This is a genomic window from Blastococcus brunescens, from assembly GCF_035320885.1.
Classification (GTDB): domain Bacteria; phylum Actinomycetota; class Actinomycetes; order Mycobacteriales; family Geodermatophilaceae; genus Blastococcus_B; species Blastococcus_B brunescens.
This window is the reverse complement of the sequence record NZ_CP141261.1, coordinates 2,133,440-2,149,588: the sequence shown is the minus strand read 5'-3', so window position 1 is coordinate 2,149,588 and position 16,149 is coordinate 2,133,440. Positions and strand designations below refer to the sequence as shown.

The following is a 16,149-nucleotide window of genomic DNA, read 5'->3' as shown; positions in this document are numbered from 1 at the left end:
ACCCCACACCTGCGCCCGGTTCCGTCGCCCTGATCACCGGTGGGACCGGTGGCTTCGGCCGCGCCCTCGCCACCAAGCTGACGGCGGCCGACGTCACCGTCGTCCTCACCGACCTCGACAGCGAGCGCAACCGGCAGGTCGCCGCCGACCTCGGCTGCCCGTTCCTGCCGCTCGACGTCACCGACCTCGCCGCCAACGAAGCGGTGGTCGCGCAGATCGAGGCCGAGCACGGCCGGCTCGACGCCGCGTACCTCAACGCCGGCATCTCGGCGGCGAAGTCCGAGGACGCGCTGGACCTCGACGAGTTCATGAAGGTCGTGACCATCGACCTGTTCGGCGTCGTCCACGGCGTCCAGGCCGCGCGGCCGGCGATCAAGCGCGCCGGTGGGGGAGCGATGGTCGTGACGGCATCGCTCGCCGGACTCTCGCCGATGGCCGGCGATCCCGGCTACAGCGTCGCCAAGGGCGGCGCCATCGCGTTCGTCCGCTCGATGGCGCCCCGCCTGGACCGCGACGGCATCACGATCTCGGCGATCTGCCCCGGCTTCGCCGACACCGCGATCATCGACCGGATCCGCGACCAGTTCACCGCGGCCAAGTTCCCCGTGCTCACCGCAGAGGAGGTCGCCGACGCCATGGTGATGGCCTGGACGTCGGCCGAGCCGGGCGCCGCCTACGTCATCCAGCCCGGCGTGGGTGTGGTGCCCTACAAGTTCAAGGGCGTGCCGTCGGCGAGGACCGAGAGCGGCGAGACCGCCGTCGTCCCCGAGGCGCTGCGCCCGCCCTCGATGCGCTGACGACGTCCTCCTCGCCGTTTCGGGTCCTCCCGCACCGTCGACCACGAGGGAGGACACGGAACGATCAGGTCCCCTGATCATCATCACGGGACCCGGTGACGGCGGTCACCGGGCGTCTGGCAGGGTCGGGCTCATGCGTGCATGGCGGGTACACGAACTCGGTGATCCTTCGAAGGTCATGAGCCTCGACGAGGTCGACCAGCCCACCCCGGGCGAGGGTCAGGTCCTGGTCAAGGTGCGGGCGGCCGCGCTGAACTTCCCCGACGTCCTCATGGCGATGGGCATGTACCAGGAGAAGCCGCCGCTGCCCTACACGCCGGGCGTCGAGCTGTGCGGCGAGATCGTCGAGACCGGCCAGCGCGTCATCGGCTCGCCCTCGGGCGGCCCGGGCGCCTTCGCCGAGTACGCGCTGATGGACGCCAACAACGCCTGGCCGGTGCCGGACTCGGTGACGGACGAGAAGGCCGCCTCGCTCTACCTGACCTACCAGACGGGCTACGTCGGGCTGCACCGCCGCGCGCACATCCAGGCCGGCGACTGGGTGCTCGTGCACGCGGGCGCCGGGGGAGTGGGCACGGCGGCGATCCAGCTCGCCAAGGCCGCGGGCGCGAAGGTCATCGCCACCGCCGGCGGGGCCCGCAAGACGGAGGTCTGCACGTCTCTCGGCGCCGACCACGTCATCGACTACACGACCGAGGACTTCGTCCCGATCGTCAAGGAGGTCACCGGCGGGCACGGGGCCGACATCGTCTACGACCCGGTCGGCGGCGACGTCTTCGACAAGAGCACGAAGTGCATCGCGTTCGAGGGGCGGCTCGTCGTCGTCGGGTTCACCAGCGGCCGGATCCCCGAGGCGAAGGCCAACCACCTGCTGGTCAAGAACTACAGCGTGGTCGGCCTGCACTGGGGCCTGTACCGCAAGCACGAGCCGGCGATCTTCGGGACGGTGCACGACGAGCTCATCAAGCTGGTCGGGTCCGGCGCCGTCGACCCGCTCGTGGGGAGTCGCTGCCGCTGGACCAGGCACCTCAGGCGCTGGGGAAGCTCGCCGACCGGAGCACCGTGGGCAAGGTCGTCCTCGTCCCCTGATCGACGGCGCCTACCGTGGGCGCGCCATGACCGAGATTCCGCTGATCGACGCGCGGGCGCACCTGCGGGCCGACTGCTCGCGCTGCGCCGGTCTGTGCTGCGTGGCGCCGGCGTTCGCCGCGTCTGCGGACTTCGCGATCGACAAGCCCGCCGGCACGCCGTGCCCGAACCTCGCCGGGAACTTCCGCTGCGGCATCCACGCCCGGCTCCGCGAGCGCGGGTTCCCCGGCTGCACGGTGTTCGACTGCTTCGGCGCCGGACAGCGGATCACCCAGCAGACCTTCGAGGGCCAGAGCTGGCGGGAGGCGCCGGAGCTGGCGGCCGCGCAGTTCGCCGTCCTCCCGGTCGTGCGGCAGCTGCACGAAGCCCTCTGGTACCTCGCGGAGGCGCTGTTGCTGCGCACCCCGCACGCGTCGGAGATCCATCAGCTGCGGGACCGGACGGAGCGCCTGGCCGAGGGCACGCCCGAGGAGCTGGCAGGGCTGGACGTCGGCGCCCACCGGGCGGCGGTGGGGAGCTGCTGTCGCGGGTCAGCGCGGCCGTCCGCGGGCCCGGGCACCCCGACCGCGGCGGCGCGGACCTGATGGGTCGCGACCTCCGCCGCGCCCGGCTCCGGGGCGCGAGTCTCCGCGGCGCCTACCTGATCGGCGCGGACCTGCGCGGGGCGGACCTCGGAACGGCGGACCTGCTCGGCGCCGACCTGCGGGCCGCCGACCTCCGGGGTGCCGACCTCGGCCGCGTCCTCTTCCTCACCCAGCCCCAGGTGACCGCTGCGCGGGGCGACATGTCGACACGGCTCCCTGTCGCCGTGTCGGCACCCGCGCACTGGGCCTAGTGCGACTGCGGCCGGCCCAGGCGTGACACGGTCGCCTCGACGTCCATGCCGTGCAGCCGCAGCATGTTCTCGCCGAGGATCTTCCGCTCGGCCTGGTCGGTGAGCTGCGGGTAGCCGTAGCCCACGCACAGGTCCTGCGGGATCGAGAAGTCCCGGAACGCCTGCAGCGCCCACTGCGGATGGAAGATCGGCGCCTCCGACCCGTACACGATCTTGTTCTCGCCGCACCAGAACAGCAGCTTGCCGAGGATCTCGGCGAACATCCGCGGTGCGCGCACCAGGAAGTTGATGGTCGCGGCCAGCGAGGCGTACAGGTTCGGATAGCGGATCAGCTGCCAGCAGGTCTCGTCGATGAACGGCAGCCCGACGTGGAAGATCACGAAGTTGATGTCGGGGGAGTTGGCGGCCGCGCCGTCCATGTCCCAGGTCTGGGTGGCCTCGACCGGCTGCGGCCCCAGCGGAACGCCCTTGTGCACCCCGATCAGGTCGACGCCGAGCTCCTGGGCCTTCGGCGAAGACGGGGAAGGCGACCTGCGGGTCGTCCATCCGCCAGGGAACGGCCGGCCGTAGTCGTATCGGACGCTGTAGAACGTGAACGCCTTGGCGCGGGGAGGACCGGACGTCTAGATGACCGGTAGCGGGAGGTAGGACAAGCGCGCCCGACGACGCAGGATCACCTTGCGGGTGCCGTCGGCATGCATCTGGAGCCGGGCGAGCTCCCAGCCCCCGGTGTCCGCCTGCAGGCTCAGCATGGTCGCCGCTGCGGACCGGGACGTGCCCGGCGGGATCCGCAGCGGCGCGTACTGGTAATCCGCGGCCGCCTCCATCACCGGTGATTGTGCCTGCCCGGCGTCGATTGGTCACCCGGTCCCCTCCGGTCTGCCGCAGCTCACGGTGGCGGGCAGGATGGAGGGCGACCCGCCACCGCTGGACGAGGGAGGACGACGTGACCGGACCCGGCATCCCGAGCGAGGTGCCCGACGCCGACCGCGCCGAGCAGGAGGCGCTGCTCGACCCGCCCGCCGTGACATCGGCGGGGGATGCGCGATCGCCCGGCGAGGGGTCCCCGAGGCCGACGCCCTCGAGCAGCAGTTGTCCGCGCGACCAGGCGAGGCCGGTTTCCCGTACCGGCCGGTGAGCGACCGGGAGGCGGACGAGGCCGACTCTCTGGAGCAGGACACCGACGTGCCGGTGGACGACGACGACATCGGAAGCTGAGCCAGCACTTCCGACTTCCCTCAGGTGTGGTTAGGCTGCCCTAACTCATCTGAGGAGGGCGCCATGCCGACCTGCCCGAGCCGTCCGGCGCCGGAGCCGCACCGTCGCGACCTCGCCGACCTCCGGCCGGGACCGGCCGAGCGGGCGCGCACGGTGGCCGCCCGGACCGGCGCGACGGTCTGCGCCGCCGGCGTGGAGAGCAGCCGGGTGCTCGCGCACGCGATCACCGCGGCCGACCAGGTCCTCGTCGCCGTCCCGGCCCAGGGGAACCTGGCGTGCGCCGTGGCCACGGCTCCGGAGGCCGACCTGTCCGCCCTGGTGATGGTCACCGACCACGCGCCGGTGCCGCTCCGGCGGCCCGTCCGCGCGCAGCTGTGGCTCTCCGGCTGGCTCACCCCCGTCCCCGCCCGCGACGTCCGGTCCGCCGTCCTGGCCTTCGCCGACGCGCGGCCGACCGAGGTCCTGCTCGACGTCGGGCGGTCGGTGACGCTGCTGCATTTCGACCTGGCGGAGGTCGTCCTGGGGAGGGCGGGGCTCCGCTGGAGGTGGGTCCGCTCGACTTCCTGGTCGCGCGTCCCGACCCGCTCGCCGAGATCGAGGCCGAGCACCTGGGGCACCTCGATCGGGACCACCCCGAGTTCCTGCGGCTGCTCGCCGAACTGCTCCCGGCGGGGTCGCTGGCCGCCGGTGACGTCCTGCGCCCGCTGGGCCTGGACCGGTTCGGCTTCCGCCTCCGGATCGAGCGACCGGGGGACACCAGGACGTCCGGGTGCCGTTCGGCCGCCCGCTGGGATGCGCCGGAGAGCTCGGTGCCGCGGTGGGCCGCCTCACCTGTGCGGCACGCACCGGGTCCGCCCGCCGGGCCTGAGCCCCGTTCTGCGACGTCGGTCACGCCGGACATGTCGATCTCTTTGCGGGTCCGTGTCCATCTCTGGTGTTCGGGTCTCCGGCCCGGCGGGCGCTGTTAGCTTCGCTCTTCGCGGGGTCGGTGCGGTCCTGGCCGGGAGGTCGGACCGCGCGCCACGGAGACGGCCCGGCCGCCCCGCCGCCCACCACGCTGCTGCGCCCCGAGGCGTCGGCGGTGGCCCCTGCCCGCGCGGAGCTGACAAGGACGCGATCCCCGGACGTGCGCGCCGTCCAGGAGGGTCCGACGAGAGAGGTGAACGTGCCAGCAGTACAGGTCGACGGACTGTTCAAGGTCTTCGGTCGACGACCCGAGGACGCGGTCGCCCGGCTGCGCGAGGGTGCGTCCGCGGCGGAGCTGCGCGCCGACGGCTCGACGGCAGCGGTCATCGACGCCGGCTTCAGCGCCGAGCCCGGCGAGATCTTCGTCGTGATGGGCTTGTCCGGATCGGGGAAGTCGACGCTGATCCGGATGCTCAACGGGCTGCTCACCCCGACCGCGGGACGCGTGCACATCGGCGACACCGAGCTCACCGGGCTCGACCCGGCCGGCCTGCGCCGGGTGCGCCAGGAGCACATCAGCATGGTGTTCCAGCACTTCGCGCTGCTGCCGCACCGCACCGTCGTCGAGAACGCGGCGTACGCCCTCGAGGTCCGCGGCGTCGAGCGGCGCACGCGGCTGGCCGCGGCGCGCGAGGCTCTCGACCTCGTCGGTCTCCAGGGCTGGGCGGACCACCGCCCGGACGAGCTCTCCGGCGGCATGCAGCAGCGGGTCGGGCTGGCCCGCGCCCTGGCCGCCGAGACCGACGTGCTGCTCATGGACGAGGCGTTCAGCGCGCTGGACCCGCTGATCCGCCGCGAGATGCAGGATCAGCTGCTGGAGCTGCAGCGTCGCTTCGGCAAGACGATCGTGTTCATCACGCACGACCTGAACGAGGCCATGCGGATCGGTGACCGCATCGCCGTCATGCGCGACGGCCGGATCGTCCGGACCGGTACGCCGGGGAGATCCTGGCCGATCCGGGGGACGAGTACGTCGCCCGCTTCCTCGCCGACGTCGACCGCGCCCGCGTCTTCACCGCGTCCGACGTGATGACCCCGCTGCCCGCCGGGGCGGGCACCGCGGCGGCCACCGTCGCGCCGCGCACGCCGCTCGCCGAGCTCGTGACGCAGGTCGCGACGTCCTCGGAGCCGCTGCTCGTCGAGGACGCCGACGGCCGGGTCCTGGGTGTGGTCACGCGCGAAGCGGTGCTCACCGCCCTCGCCGGCCGGCCGGCCGGGCGGTCCGACGACGCCCCGCAGCTCCTGGAGACCATCGATGCCTGACCTGCTGCTCGCTGCCGAGGGCGACGGCGGCCTGCCCCGCATCCCGCTGGGGAACTGGATCGACGGCGCGTTCGACTGGCTCACCGACAACGCCGAGCCGGTGTTCGACGCGGTCAGCACCGTGGTCGAGGGTGGGGTCGAGGGGCTCAGCGACGTGCTGCTCCTGCTCCCGCCGGTGGTCCTCGCTGTCCTGTTCGCCCTGCTGGGCCTGGTGGCGCGCTCGGTCGTCTTCGCGGTCGGTTCCCTGGCCGGTCTGCTGCTCGTGCAGAGCATGCGGCTCTGGGAGCAGTCGATGGAGACCCTGGCGCTGCTCCTCTTCGCCACCGTCGTCTCGGTGGTGATCGCGTTGCCCCTGGGCATCGCCGCTGCCAAGAACGACCGCGTGAGCGCCGTCGTCCGGCCGGTGCTCGACTTCATGCAGACGATGCCCGCGTTCGTCTACCTCGTCCCGGCGGTGACCTTCTTCGGCATCGGACTGGTCCCCGGCGTCGTCACCACGATCATCTTCGCCCTGCCCCCGGGCGTGCGGCTGACCGAGCTCGGCATCCGGCAGGTGGACCGCGAGACGGTCGAGGCCGGGCACGCCTTCGGCAGCACCCCGGCCAGATCCTGCGGGGCATCGAGCTCCCGCTCGCCCGGTCCACGATCATGGCCGGGATCAACCAGGTGATCATGCTGGGGCTGTCCATGGCGGTGATCGCCGGTCTCATCGGCGCCGGCGGGCTCGGCGGCGTCGTCGTCACCAGCATCTCCCGGCTCGACGTGGGCCTCGGGTTCGAGGCCGGCCTCGCCGTGGTCATCCTGGCGATCTTCCTCGACCGGCTCACGGCGTCCTTCGGGAGCAGCAGCCGCCCCGGCGGCCTGCGATCGCTCATGCCCCGTCGACGTCCACCGGCTGACCCCGAGGTCGAGGCCGTGAGCGCCCGGCGGCTCCCGGTCGCCTGACCCGCCGAGGCCCCTCCGGGGCCCGGCCACCCGACCTGCGCGACGACTGCCCTCACGGGGGCGGCAGCCGCGCGCACGGGCCCGCGACGACGCGGGCCGTTCTGCACCACCGAGAGGAGCACCAGTCCGTTGAGCACCCACACGACCCGCCGAGGTGTCCGCCTGGCCGCCGGCATGGCGGCGCTCGCCCTCACCGCGACCGCCTGCGGAAGCGACGACGGCGAGAACACCGACGCCTCCGCGAGCGGCGGCAGCGAGTCCTGCGACTCGGTGACGCTCGGCTTCATCCCATCCTGGACCGACGGGCTGAGCATCGCCCACATGTGGCAGGACGCCCTCGAGTCGCGCGGCTACGAGGTGGAGTTCGAGGAGATCGCCGACGCCGCGCCGCTGTACGCCGGTCTGGCCGGCGGTGACGTCGACGTCTACCCGTCGGCGTGGTCGGAGGTCACCCACGCCGACTACCGCGAGGAGTACGAGGAGGACCTCGAGGACCTCGGCGCCTGGTACGACGGCGCCGTCCTCACCCTCGCCGTGCCCGAGTACACCGAGATCGACTCGATCGAGGACCTGGCCGGCAACGCCGAGATGTTCGGCGGCCAGATCGTCGGGATCGAGCCCGGTGCGGGTCTGACCCGCACCACCAAGGAGAGCGTGATGCCCGGCTACGGGTTGACCGACTCCTACGAGCTCGTCGAGTCCTCGACCACGGCGATGCTGGCAGAGCTGCAGGCCGCGATCGACGCCGAGGAGGACATCGTCGTCACCCTGTGGCGGCCGTTCTGGGCCAACAGCGAGTTCCCGGTCAAGGACCTCGAGGACCCGCAGGGCACCCTCGGTGAGCCCGAGGGCCTGCACAGCATGGCCCGCGCCGGCTTCTCCGACGACTGCGCCGAGGTCGCCGAGCTGATGAGCGACTTCACACTGACCGACGAGCAGTACGGCTCGTTGGAGAACAAGGTCGTCAACGAGTACGGCGAGGGTAGCTACGACGAGGCCGTCGACGCGTGGTTCGAGGAGAACCCGGACCTCGCCGAGACCCTGCGCGGCGAGCCCTGATCGACTGACCGCCTCCTGAGCCGCGACGGGCGCGGTGCACCGGCAACGACGCCGGGGCACCGCGCCCGTCGCGTTCCCCTGACACCGGGGAGCCCGCCGTTCGTGCACGTCCGGTGGTCTCCCGGTCCTCGACATGGGCACTCAGCGTGGGTGGGCGACGGTCCCCGAACGGGTGGTTCGGCCGCGTGCCGGACGACCCGGACGGCGGCGGTCGGCAGAGTCAGCCGGCGTGGTCGCCGTCCTCGTCATCCTGCTGATCCTCGTCGGCCTGCCGCTGCTGGCCTGGTGGCTGGGCAGCAGACGGGCCTGGTCGCGCATCGATGCCAGTGGCCGGGACGCGATGCAGGTCGAACGCGAGTGGATGACGAGGCACCGTCTCGACCACGTGGAGGTCGCCGAGGTCGGCCGCGCGGTCAGCTGGGGACGGGCACTGACGGACGAGCGGCTCCGCGCCGCGGCCGTCGAGCGGGCGCGGATGCTCCAGGACGCGATGCGGTCCTGGCAGGAGGACCGCCCGCGGTGGGCCGCGGTGATGCGCTGGCTCGCGCTGGCGTGGCTGCTCGTGCTGGTCAGCGCCCTCGTCTTCGCCGTCTCCTTCGGGGACTGGCCACCGGGGCTGTTCTTCGCCCTGGTGGCCGCGGCCTCCTCGTGGGTGTCCGAGTGGGTGCGGCGGCGCAACCTGCGGCGGGCGATCGAGCTCAACGGCGGCTGAACGCGACCGTCGTCGACATCGCGTGGCCTCCGACCGTGCCGACACCACGACACGTCGACACGTGCGGCGTCAGCCGGTGAGATCGCCCAGGTCGGCCAGCAACGCGGCCAGCCGGGTGCGGCGGGGCCGGACGTCGACCTCGCGCACCGCGCGGGCCAGCGCGGCGCCGCTGGCGTGCACGATCGACAGGTGCTGCTGCGCGCGGGTCAGCGCGGTGTAGATCAGCGGCCGGGACAGCATCCCCCGGCTTCCGGCGGCACGACGACGACCACACCCGGCCACTCGGAGCCCTGCGCCCGGTGGACGGTGATCGCCCAGCCGTGGCGCAGGTCCGACATCGCCTTGCCCGTCACGGTGACCGGTCCGGACGCGAACGTGACGTCGAGCGACCCGTCGCCGGTCTTGGTCACCACCCCGACCTCACCGTTGGCGAACCCGATGGGCTCCAGCTCCAGGTGGTTGGCGGTGGCCACCACCCGGTCGCCGGCGTCGAAGCCCCACACCGTGCCCTCACCGGGGTTGAGCACGGCCTTGAGCGCCTTGTTGAGCTCGATCGTGCCGGCCGGCCCGCGGTGCACCGGCGTCACCACCTGGACGGACGCCGGATCGATGCCCAGGGCGCGGGGGATGGAGTCGGTGACCAGCTGGACCACCCGGCGCGAGGCCTCCGCGCTCCCGGTGGCCGGGACGACGACGACCTCGCGGTCCGGGAGTCGACCGGCGGCAGCTCGCCCTCGCGGACGGCTGTGGCCAGCCGGGCGATCGCCCCGCCCTCGGCCTGCCGGTAGAGCGTGGTGAGCTCGGTGACCGGTACCGCTCCCGAGTCGATGATGTCGCCCAGCACGTGGCCCGGGCCGATCGAGGGCAGCTGGGCCGGATCGCCCACCAGCAGCAGGTGCGTGCCGTCGGGGCAGGCCTCCAGCAGCGCCGCGGTGAGCTCGACGTCCAGCATCGACGCCTCGTCCACGACGACCACGTCGGCGTCCAGCGGCCACTCCTCGTTGCGGGCGAACCCACCGGTCATGCCCTGGGCGCCGAGCAGCCGGTGCACCGTCGTCGCCGGGTGGTCGGTGAGCTCCTCGAGCCGCTTGGCCGCTCGACCCGTGGGGGCGGCCAGCGCGATCTCGGTGCCCTTGGCGCGCAGCAGCTTCACCACCGCCGCCACCGTGCGGCTCTTTCCGGTGCCCGGTCCACCCGTGAGCAGGCTGACCCCGGACCCGAGCACCTGGGCGACGGCCTTCTTCTGCGCCTCGTCCAGCCCCTGGGCCACCGAGCGCACGGAGGCCGGATCGGCGATCCGCGCCGCTGAGGCGGCCAGGCGCGCGATCCCCTCGGCGACGGCCTCCTCCGCCATGCCGTAGCGGGCCAGGGACAACGCACGGAGGGCGGGGTCGGGCTCGGTGTCCGGGTCGTCCGGCTCCGGAGGTTCGTGCTCCAGCACGTCCCCGGACTCGACGGCGGCCACGATCGCGGCGGCCGGATCGGCGATGCCCTCGGCCTGCAGCGCCGCGACGACCAGGTCGGCGGGCAGCACCGTGTGCCCGTCGCGGGTCGCCGTCCGCAGGGTCAGCCCGACGATGGCCCGGCCCCGGCGGCTGTCCTGCCGGTCGGCGCCCGTGAGGACGGCGATGGCCAGCCGGTCGGCGTCTGCGAGGGTGACGCCGGTCAGGCTCAGCAGCGCCCACGGGTCGTCCCGCAGCCGCCGGGCGGCGTCCGGACCGAGCGCGTCGGCGACGCCGGCGGCGAGCTTGGCCTGCAGCCCGGCGCCGACGAGCAGCTCGACGACCTCGTAGGTGGGAGCTGCTGCCAGGAAGCTGGAGAACAGGCGCTCGGCGCGCTGCCGCCCCACGAGCGGGATCTTCACCAGCCGGTCGGCGGTGACGTCGTCCGGCGCGGTGATGCCGGCGCCGGGGAGCTCCGCCGCCGTCCGCCGGCCGAGCCCCGGCCAGAGCCCGGCGCCGCAGAACGCGGCGAAGACCGGGTCCCCGGCGGGAGCCGAGGGCCCGCTCATGCTTGCGACCGGCGCTCGGGGTAGCTGAAGGCCGGCGCCGAGACGTCCTCCAGCGCGGTGCGGATGGCAGCGGGCAGCCGCACCCCTCGGCGTCCAGGCTGGCCTGCAGCTGCTGTGCGGTGCGGGCGCCGACGACGGGTGCGACGACGCCGGGCCGGTCCCGCACCCACGCCAGCGCGACGGCGAGGGGAGTGGTGCCCAGGCCCTCGGCCGCGGTGATCACGGCCTCGACGATGCGGTCGGCCTTCGCCGAGCGCAGACCGTCGATGAACGCCTGCCACTGCGGGGACGCCCCGCGCGACTCCGAGGGCGTGCTGTGCCGGTACTTGCCGGTGAGCAGGCCACGGCCCAGCGGGGACCACGGCAGCACGCCCAGGCCCAGGGATTCCGCCGCCGGGACGACCTCTCGCTCGACCCCGCGCTGGAGCAGCGAGTACTCGACCTGCGTGCTGATGATCGGTGTACGACCGGGCCACGCCCGCTGCCAGGTCGCGGCCTGCGCGGTCTGCCAGCCGGTGAAGTTGCTGACCCCCACGTAGCGGGTGCGTCCCGAGGAGACGGCGACGTCGCAGGCGGCGAGCGTCTCCTCCAGCGGGGTCGACTCGTCCCAGGCGTGCAGCTGCCACAGGTCGACGTGGTCCAGGCCGAGGCGCTCGAGCGAGGCGTCCAGCGCGGCGAGCAGGTGCCCGCGGGAGGCGCCGCGCCCCATCGGCCCCGGCGCGGTCCGCCCGACCGCCTTGGTGGCGACCAGCACCTCCGAGCGGGGGACGACGTCGGCGAGCAGGTGGCCGAGGACGCGCTCGCTCTCGCCGTCGCAGTAGACGTCCGCGGAGTCGACGAGGGTGCCGCCGGCGTCGACGAACGCCGTGAGCTGCATCGCGGCCTCGTCCTCGTCGGTGTCGCGGCCCCACGTCATCGTGCCCAGCGCCAACCGGGACACGACCAGACCACTCCGCCCCAGCGCGCGCTGCTCCACGAGGGGTCAACCTACCGGCGGACGCAGACGGTCACCCGGAGCCCGCTCGACCGGGGCGGCGCGCCCGTCATCCGCCCAGGAACCGTGACTCCCGACCGGCGGTGACCGTTCGGCCAGCTATCCCAACTCGTCGGCGCGGCGGCTCAGGTGGCGCCGGGTGACGTCGGTGGTCGCCGTCGCGGCTGCCTCGAGCAGCGCCGCCCGAGCGGGTGCCAGACGGCCGATACGGGCGAGCAGCTCGCCACGCGCCAGGTGCCAGGGGAGTAGCCGGCGAGCCCGCCCAGTGCATCCACCAGGGCCAGCCCGGCCTCGGGACCATGGACCTCGGCCACCGCGATGGCACGGTTGAGGGCCACGACCGGGCCGGGGTCGAGCGCGAGCAGGTGGTCGTACAGCGAGGCGATCTGCGCCCAGTCGGTGGCGGCGTACGTGCCGGCGTCGGCGTGCACGGCGTTGACGGCGGCCTGGACCTGGTACGGGCCCGGCCGGTCGCGGTCCAGGCAGGCCCGCAGGAGCTGCTGTCCTTCTGCGACCAGCCGGCCGTTCCAGAGCGTGCGGTCCTGGTCCCGGAGCAGGACCAGGGCACCCTCTTCGTCGTACCTGGCGGCCCGACGCGACTCCGTGAGCAGGAGGAGTGCCAACAACCCCGCCACCTCGGGCTCGTCGGGCAGCAGGTCGTCCAGCAGGCGGGCCAGCCGGATCGCCTCGGCGCGCAGGGATGGCTCGCCCGGCGGGTCCGGGCGGTCCGCAGCGGCGTTGTAGATCAGGTACACGACCCCGAGGACGGCGTCGACCCGGTCGGGCAACGCCGCAGCGGTCGGCACCCGGAACGGGATGTGAGCGGCCGAGATCTTCCGCTTCGCACGCACGAGCCGCTGCGCCATGGTCGACTCCGTCACGAGGAAGGCCGCCGCGACGTCCGCGGTGGACAGGCCTCCGAGGAGGCGCAGGGTGAGCGCGATCTGGGCCTCCAACGCCAAGGCCGGGTGGCAGCACATGAAGACGAGGCGCAGCCGATCGTCCACCACCGGGGCCCCGTCCGCTGCGTCGTCGTCGTCGGCGCGCGGCTGCGGCTCGCCGTCGCCGGACGCCAGACGGGCGACCTCGTCGAGGAGCTGGCGGCCGCGGCGCTCTCGTCGCAACCGGTCCAGTGCCCGGTTGCGCGCTGTCGTGGTGATCCAGGCACCCGGGTTGGGCGGTAGCCCTCCCGAGGCCAGCGGTCCAGAGCAGTCACGAACGCCTCCTGAACGGCGTCCTCGGCCGAGGTCGACGTCGCCGAGGGCCCGGATCAGGGTGGCCGTCGACCGGCCGGACTCCTCGCGGAAAATCCGGCCGATCCGTTCGGCACCCGGTCCGGTCACTCCGGCCGTGGCTCCGTGGCCTGGCCCCCTGCTGTGGCGACGAACGGCCAGACCTCGATGGGCATGCCGATCGCCGCCACGGTGCGGTCCGCCCATCCCAGCGCCTCGTCGAGATCGGCTGCGTCGATGACGTAGAAGCCGCCGAGGTGCTCCTTGGACTCGATGAACGGCCCATCGCTGACGACGCGCCGTCCGTCCACCTGCCGCACGACCGTGGCGGTGTCCGCGGAGGTCAGCCGGCCGGAGAAGAGCCACGAGCCCCGGGCCCGCATGTCGGCCTCGAGCTCGCCGAGCCGCGCCATCTGGAGCTCCATCTGCGACTGACCCATCGGCGGGCCCCCTCGCCCTCGGCCACGTGCACGCTGAGCATGTACTGCGGCATGTCTGCTCCTCCGGTTCCGGCGACGGGTTGGTCCCGCGCTCACCCCGTCTACGAACGGAAAGCGCGCAGATCGACAGTTGCAGGTCGGCATTCTCGCGTCTCGTGGGCCGCCGTGACACCTGTCTGCTCCGCGACTCCTCCCGAGCGGCGCACCGGGCAGGTCGACGGCGTCACCTAAGGTGCTCACTCGTGCCTGCCGCCTCTCCGCTTCCCCGCGCGCCGCATCAGGTGACCTGAGGTGGGCTGGATCGAAGCGATCGTCCTCGGCGTCGTGCAGGGGCTGACCGAGTTCCTGCCCATCTCCTCCAGCGCCCACCTGCGGGTCGTGGGCGAGGCCTTCGGCTGGGACGACCCCGGGGCCGCGTTCACCGCGATCACCCAGATCGGCACCGAGGCCGCCGTCCTCCTGTACTTCCGGAAGGACATCTGGCGGATCATCGTGGCCTGGCTCGGCTCGCTGACCGGGGGACGCAAGGGGGACCCCGACGCCCGCATGGGCTGGTTGATCATCATCGGCAGCATCCCGATCGTCGTCCTCGGCCTGCTGTTCCAGGACGACATCGAGACCACGCTGCGCGACCTGCGGATCGTGGCGACGGCGCTGATCCTCTTCTCGCTGATCCTGTTCTGGGCCGACCGCGTGGGCGCCAAGCGCCGCGAGCTGAACGACCTCACCGTGCCGCACGGCATCGGGTACGGGTTCGCCCAGGCGATGGCCCTGATCCCGGGGGTCTCGCGGTCGGGCGGCACGATCACCATGGGGCTCTTCCTCGGCTACTCCCGCTCGGCGGCGGCGCGCTACTCCTTCCTGCTGGCCGTCCCCGCCGTCCTCGGCTCGGGCTTCTTCCAGGCCTACGAGGCGCTCACCGGCGATGTCGCCGGCCAGGGCGTCTCGTGGGGGCCCACGATCCTGGCGACCGTCATCGCCTTCGGCGTCGGCCTGACCGTGATCGCCTGGCTGCTGCGCTACCTGGACCGGGGCAGTTTCACCCCGTTCGTCGTCTACCGGATCGGGCTCGGCACCCTGGTGCTGGTGCTGGTGTGGACCGGGGTCCTCGATCCCACCTGATCATCGCCCCGCATAGGCTCGGCCCCGTGACCACGGTGATCCTGCTCCGGCACGGCCGGACGACGGCGAACACCGGCGGGGTCCTCGCCGGCTGGACCCCGGGCGTGCAGCTCGACGAGACCGGCGCGGCCCAGGTGAGGGCGGTGGGGGAGCGGCTGGCGAAGGTGCCGCTGGCCGCGGTCGTCAGCAGCCCGCTGGAGCGCTGCGTGCAGACCGCCGGGGTCGTCGCCGCCGGTCGCGACGTCGACGTGCAGACCGACGACCGGCTCGGCGAGGCGCGCTACGGCGACTGGACCGGCCAGACGATCAAGGAGCTGGTCAAGGAACCGCTCTGGAAGGTCGTCCAGCAGCACCCGTCGGCGGCGGTCTTCCCCGGTCCCGAGGGGAGGGGCTGGCGCAGACCCAGACTCGCGCGGTGGCCGCCGTCCGGGCGTGGAACGCGCAGCTCGGACCCGACGCCGTCTGGCTCGCCTGCAGCCACGGCGACGTGATCAAGGCGATCCTCGCCGACGCGCTGGGCCTGCACCTGGACCAGTTCCAGCGGATCGTCGTCGACCCGGCGTCGATCTCGGTCGTGACCTACACCGAGACCCGGCCCTTCGTCGTCCGGGTGAACGACACCGGAGGGGACGTCTCCGGGCTCGTCCCGCCGCCCCGCAAGCGCCGGCGCGCCAAGGCGTCCTCCGACGCCGTCGTCGGCGGCGGCGCGGGGACGACCGCCTGACCTCGGTGTCGGCGGGGCCGGGCGTCGGTCCGCCCGCGTAACCTGGGCGCGTGCCCCGTCAGGTCCATCTCTTCGAACGTCCGACCCGTTTCGTCGCAGGCACCGTGGGCCAGCCCGGCGACCGCACCTTCTACCTCCAGGCGTCCGACGAGACCGGTCGCACGGTCAGCGTCGCCCTGGAGAAGACGCAGGTGCAGGTCCTCGCCGACCGCATGAACGAGCTGCTCGACGAGGTGGCCGGCCGGGCCACCGCCGTCATCCCGGCTGAGGCCGAGGTCGACGACCTCGAGCCGCTCACCGCGCCCGTCGACGAGGAGTTCCGGGTGGCGGCCATGGGCCTGGCCTGGGACGGCTCCGCCGAGGCCGTCGTGGTGGAGGCCGTGGCCGCCGGCGACGAGCCGATCGACGAGGAGGCCATCCTCTCCGACAGCGACGACGGCCCGGACGCGCTGCGGGTGACCATCACACCGGTCGCGGCGCGCGCCTTCGTCGCCCGCGCCCGGCGCGTCGTGGCGGCCGGCCGGCCACCGTGCCCGCTGTGCTCCCTGCCGCTGGACCCGGCCGGGCACGTGTGCCCCAGGCAGAACGGCTACCGCCGCTGACCGGCGGCCCCTCGATGAGCGAGCAACCGGTCGAGCCGGACCTGCGCCCACCGGCGGACGACGACGAGGCGATGCGGCTGCTGCGCGAGGGCGAGATCGACCTCGAGGGACGGATGCTCGACGCGTCGAACGTCACCCTC

The 16,149-nt window shown here is 73.3% G+C and carries 20 protein-coding genes and 2 pseudogenes; 14 read left to right on the top strand and 8 right to left on the bottom strand.

Annotated elements, in window-relative coordinates; genetic code table 11:
• Positions 1-29 precede the first annotated feature (29 nt).
• Together U6N30_RS14315 and U6N30_RS14310 are read left to right on the top strand one after the other, a co-directional pair.
• Entirely contained in the window at positions 30-797 is a 768-nt protein-coding gene (locus U6N30_RS14315; RefSeq protein ID WP_324278307.1) for an SDR family oxidoreductase, read from the top strand.
• Between the two features lie 178 nt (positions 798-975).
• A complete protein-coding gene (locus tag U6N30_RS14310) occupies positions 976-2,721 on the top strand; it encodes a zinc-binding dehydrogenase (protein ID WP_324277792.1) in 1,746 nt (581 codons plus the stop codon).
• Here the strand turns inward: U6N30_RS14310 and U6N30_RS14305 are convergent.
• Positions 2,718-3,266, bottom strand: a pseudogene (locus tag U6N30_RS14305) (amidohydrolase family protein); the annotation flags it as partial. The gene U6N30_RS14310 and the pseudogene U6N30_RS14305 overlap by 4 nt on opposite strands.
• Before the next feature lie 78 nt (positions 3,267-3,344).
• Positions 3,345-3,548, bottom strand: coding sequence for a DUF5703 family protein (locus tag U6N30_RS14300; RefSeq protein WP_324278306.1), 204 nt, complete (start codon positions 3,546-3,548; stop codon positions 3,345-3,347).
• 67 nt (positions 3,549-3,615) lie between these two features.
• Here U6N30_RS14300 and U6N30_RS14295 point away from each other — a divergent pair, with 67 nt between their 5' ends.
• The 8 genes from U6N30_RS14295 (at position 3,616) to U6N30_RS14260 (ending at position 8,884) form a co-directional block, all read left to right on the top strand.
• Positions 3,616-3,939: a hypothetical protein gene (locus U6N30_RS14295; RefSeq protein WP_324277791.1), complete on the top strand. Its 324-nt coding sequence runs from the start codon at positions 3,616-3,618 to the stop codon at positions 3,937-3,939.
• A gap of 545 nt (positions 3,940-4,484) precedes the next feature.
• Positions 4,485-4,907 carry a hypothetical protein gene (locus tag U6N30_RS14290; RefSeq protein WP_324277790.1) on the top strand — a complete coding sequence of 141 codons (423 nt, stop codon included), beginning with the start codon at positions 4,485-4,487 and terminating at the stop codon, positions 4,905-4,907.
• Positions 4,908-5,098: 191 nt separating this feature from the next.
• Positions 5,099-5,935, top strand: coding sequence for a quaternary amine ABC transporter ATP-binding protein (locus tag U6N30_RS14285; protein ID WP_324277789.1), 837 nt, complete (start codon positions 5,099-5,101; stop codon positions 5,933-5,935).
• The gene (locus tag U6N30_RS14280; RefSeq protein WP_324277788.1) at positions 5,935-6,168 is read left to right on the top strand and encodes a CBS domain-containing protein; all 234 of its coding nucleotides are present in this window, start codon (positions 5,935-5,937) and stop codon (positions 6,166-6,168) included. The genes U6N30_RS14285 and U6N30_RS14280 overlap by 1 nt, the downstream gene beginning before the upstream one ends.
• Positions 6,161-6,838: an ABC transporter permease gene (locus tag U6N30_RS14275; protein ID WP_324277787.1), complete on the top strand. Its 678-nt coding sequence runs from the start codon at positions 6,161-6,163 to the stop codon at positions 6,836-6,838. The genes U6N30_RS14280 and U6N30_RS14275 overlap by 8 nt, the downstream gene beginning before the upstream one ends.
• Positions 6,817-7,113 (top strand): hypothetical protein, encoded by a 297-nt coding sequence (locus U6N30_RS14270; protein ID WP_324277786.1) that lies wholly within the window; start codon positions 6,817-6,819, stop codon positions 7,111-7,113. Before U6N30_RS14275 ends, U6N30_RS14270 begins: the two co-directional genes overlap by 22 nt.
• Positions 7,114-7,242: 129 nt before the next feature.
• Positions 7,243-8,172: a glycine betaine ABC transporter substrate-binding protein gene (locus U6N30_RS14265; RefSeq protein ID WP_324277785.1), complete on the top strand. Its 930-nt coding sequence runs from the start codon at positions 7,243-7,245 to the stop codon at positions 8,170-8,172.
• A gap of 229 nt (positions 8,173-8,401) precedes the next feature.
• Positions 8,402-8,884, top strand: a complete 483-nt coding sequence (locus U6N30_RS14260; RefSeq protein WP_324277784.1) for a hypothetical protein — start codon at positions 8,402-8,404, stop codon at positions 8,882-8,884.
• 69 nt (positions 8,885-8,953) lie between these two features.
• Here U6N30_RS14260 and U6N30_RS14255 read toward each other — a convergent pair whose 3' ends face one another.
• The 6 genes and pseudogenes from U6N30_RS14255 to U6N30_RS14230 form a co-directional block, all read right to left on the bottom strand.
• Positions 8,954-9,124 carry a hypothetical protein gene (locus U6N30_RS14255; protein WP_324277783.1) on the bottom strand — a complete coding sequence of 57 codons (171 nt, stop codon included), beginning with the start codon at positions 9,122-9,124 and terminating at the stop codon, positions 8,954-8,956.
• On the bottom strand, positions 9,106-9,537 hold the full coding sequence (locus U6N30_RS14250; RefSeq protein ID WP_324278305.1) for an ATP-binding domain-containing protein: 432 nt from the start codon (positions 9,535-9,537) through the stop codon (positions 9,106-9,108). The genes U6N30_RS14255 and U6N30_RS14250 overlap by 19 nt, the downstream gene beginning before the upstream one ends.
• Positions 9,468-10,895: an AAA family ATPase gene (locus tag U6N30_RS14245; protein ID WP_324277782.1), complete on the bottom strand. Its 1,428-nt coding sequence runs from the start codon at positions 10,893-10,895 to the stop codon at positions 9,468-9,470. The genes U6N30_RS14250 and U6N30_RS14245 overlap by 70 nt, the downstream gene beginning before the upstream one ends.
• Before the next feature lie 148 nt (positions 10,896-11,043).
• Positions 11,044-11,772, bottom strand: a pseudogene (locus U6N30_RS14240) (aldo/keto reductase); the annotation flags it as partial.
• 242 nt (positions 11,773-12,014) lie between these two features.
• On the bottom strand, positions 12,015-13,232 hold the full coding sequence (locus U6N30_RS14235) for an RNA polymerase sigma factor (protein WP_324277781.1): 1,218 nt from the start codon (positions 13,230-13,232) through the stop codon (positions 12,015-12,017).
• Entirely contained in the window at positions 13,229-13,561 is a 333-nt protein-coding gene (locus U6N30_RS14230) for a YciI family protein (RefSeq protein ID WP_324277780.1), read from the bottom strand. Before U6N30_RS14230 ends, U6N30_RS14235 begins: the two co-directional genes overlap by 4 nt.
• Before the next feature lie 291 nt (positions 13,562-13,852).
• On the opposite strand from U6N30_RS14230, the gene U6N30_RS14225 reads away from it, so the two are divergent.
• From U6N30_RS14225 to U6N30_RS14210, 4 genes are read left to right on the top strand one after another with little or no spacing between them, the layout of a single operon-like run.
• Positions 13,853-14,683, top strand: a complete 831-nt coding sequence (locus tag U6N30_RS14225) for an undecaprenyl-diphosphate phosphatase (protein WP_324277779.1) — start codon at positions 13,853-13,855, stop codon at positions 14,681-14,683.
• A gap of 26 nt (positions 14,684-14,709) precedes the next feature.
• On the top strand, positions 14,710-15,174 hold the full coding sequence (locus tag U6N30_RS14220; protein WP_324277778.1) for a histidine phosphatase family protein: 465 nt from the start codon (positions 14,710-14,712) through the stop codon (positions 15,172-15,174).
• Complete coding sequence (locus U6N30_RS14215; protein WP_324277777.1) at positions 15,099-15,407, top strand: histidine phosphatase family protein; 309 nt, start codon at positions 15,099-15,101, stop codon at positions 15,405-15,407. Before U6N30_RS14220 ends, U6N30_RS14215 begins: the two co-directional genes overlap by 76 nt.
• 50 nt (positions 15,408-15,457) lie before the next feature.
• Complete coding sequence (locus tag U6N30_RS14210) at positions 15,458-16,009, top strand: DUF3090 family protein (RefSeq protein WP_324277776.1); 552 nt, start codon at positions 15,458-15,460, stop codon at positions 16,007-16,009.
• Positions 16,010-16,149: the final 140 nt, after the last annotated feature.

Coding starts and splice junctions, on each gene's coding strand:
- U6N30_RS14310 (WP_324277792.1), top strand. CDS start 976: ATGAGCCTCGACGAGGTCGACCAGCCCACCCCGGGCGAGGGTCAGGTC.
- U6N30_RS14270 (WP_324277786.1), top strand. CDS start 6,817: ATGGCCGGGATCAACCAGGTGATCATGCTGGGGCTGTCCATGGCGGTG.
- U6N30_RS14275 (WP_324277787.1), top strand. CDS start 6,161: ATGCCTGACCTGCTGCTCGCTGCCGAGGGCGACGGCGGCCTGCCCCGC.
- U6N30_RS14245 (WP_324277782.1), bottom strand. CDS start 10,895: ATGAGCGGGCCCTCGGCTCCCGCCGGGGACCCGGTCTTCGCCGCGTTC.
- U6N30_RS14300 (WP_324278306.1), bottom strand. CDS start 3,548: ATGGAGGCGGCCGCGGATTACCAGTACGCGCCGCTGCGGATCCCGCCG.
- U6N30_RS14280 (WP_324277788.1), top strand. CDS start 5,935: ATGACCCCGCTGCCCGCCGGGGCGGGCACCGCGGCGGCCACCGTCGCG.
- U6N30_RS14230 (WP_324277780.1), bottom strand. CDS start 13,561: ATGGGTCAGTCGCAGATGGAGCTCCAGATGGCGCGGCTCGGCGAGCTC.
- U6N30_RS14255 (WP_324277783.1), bottom strand. CDS start 9,124: ATGCTGTCCCGGCCGCTGATCTACACCGCGCTGACCCGCGCGCAGCAG.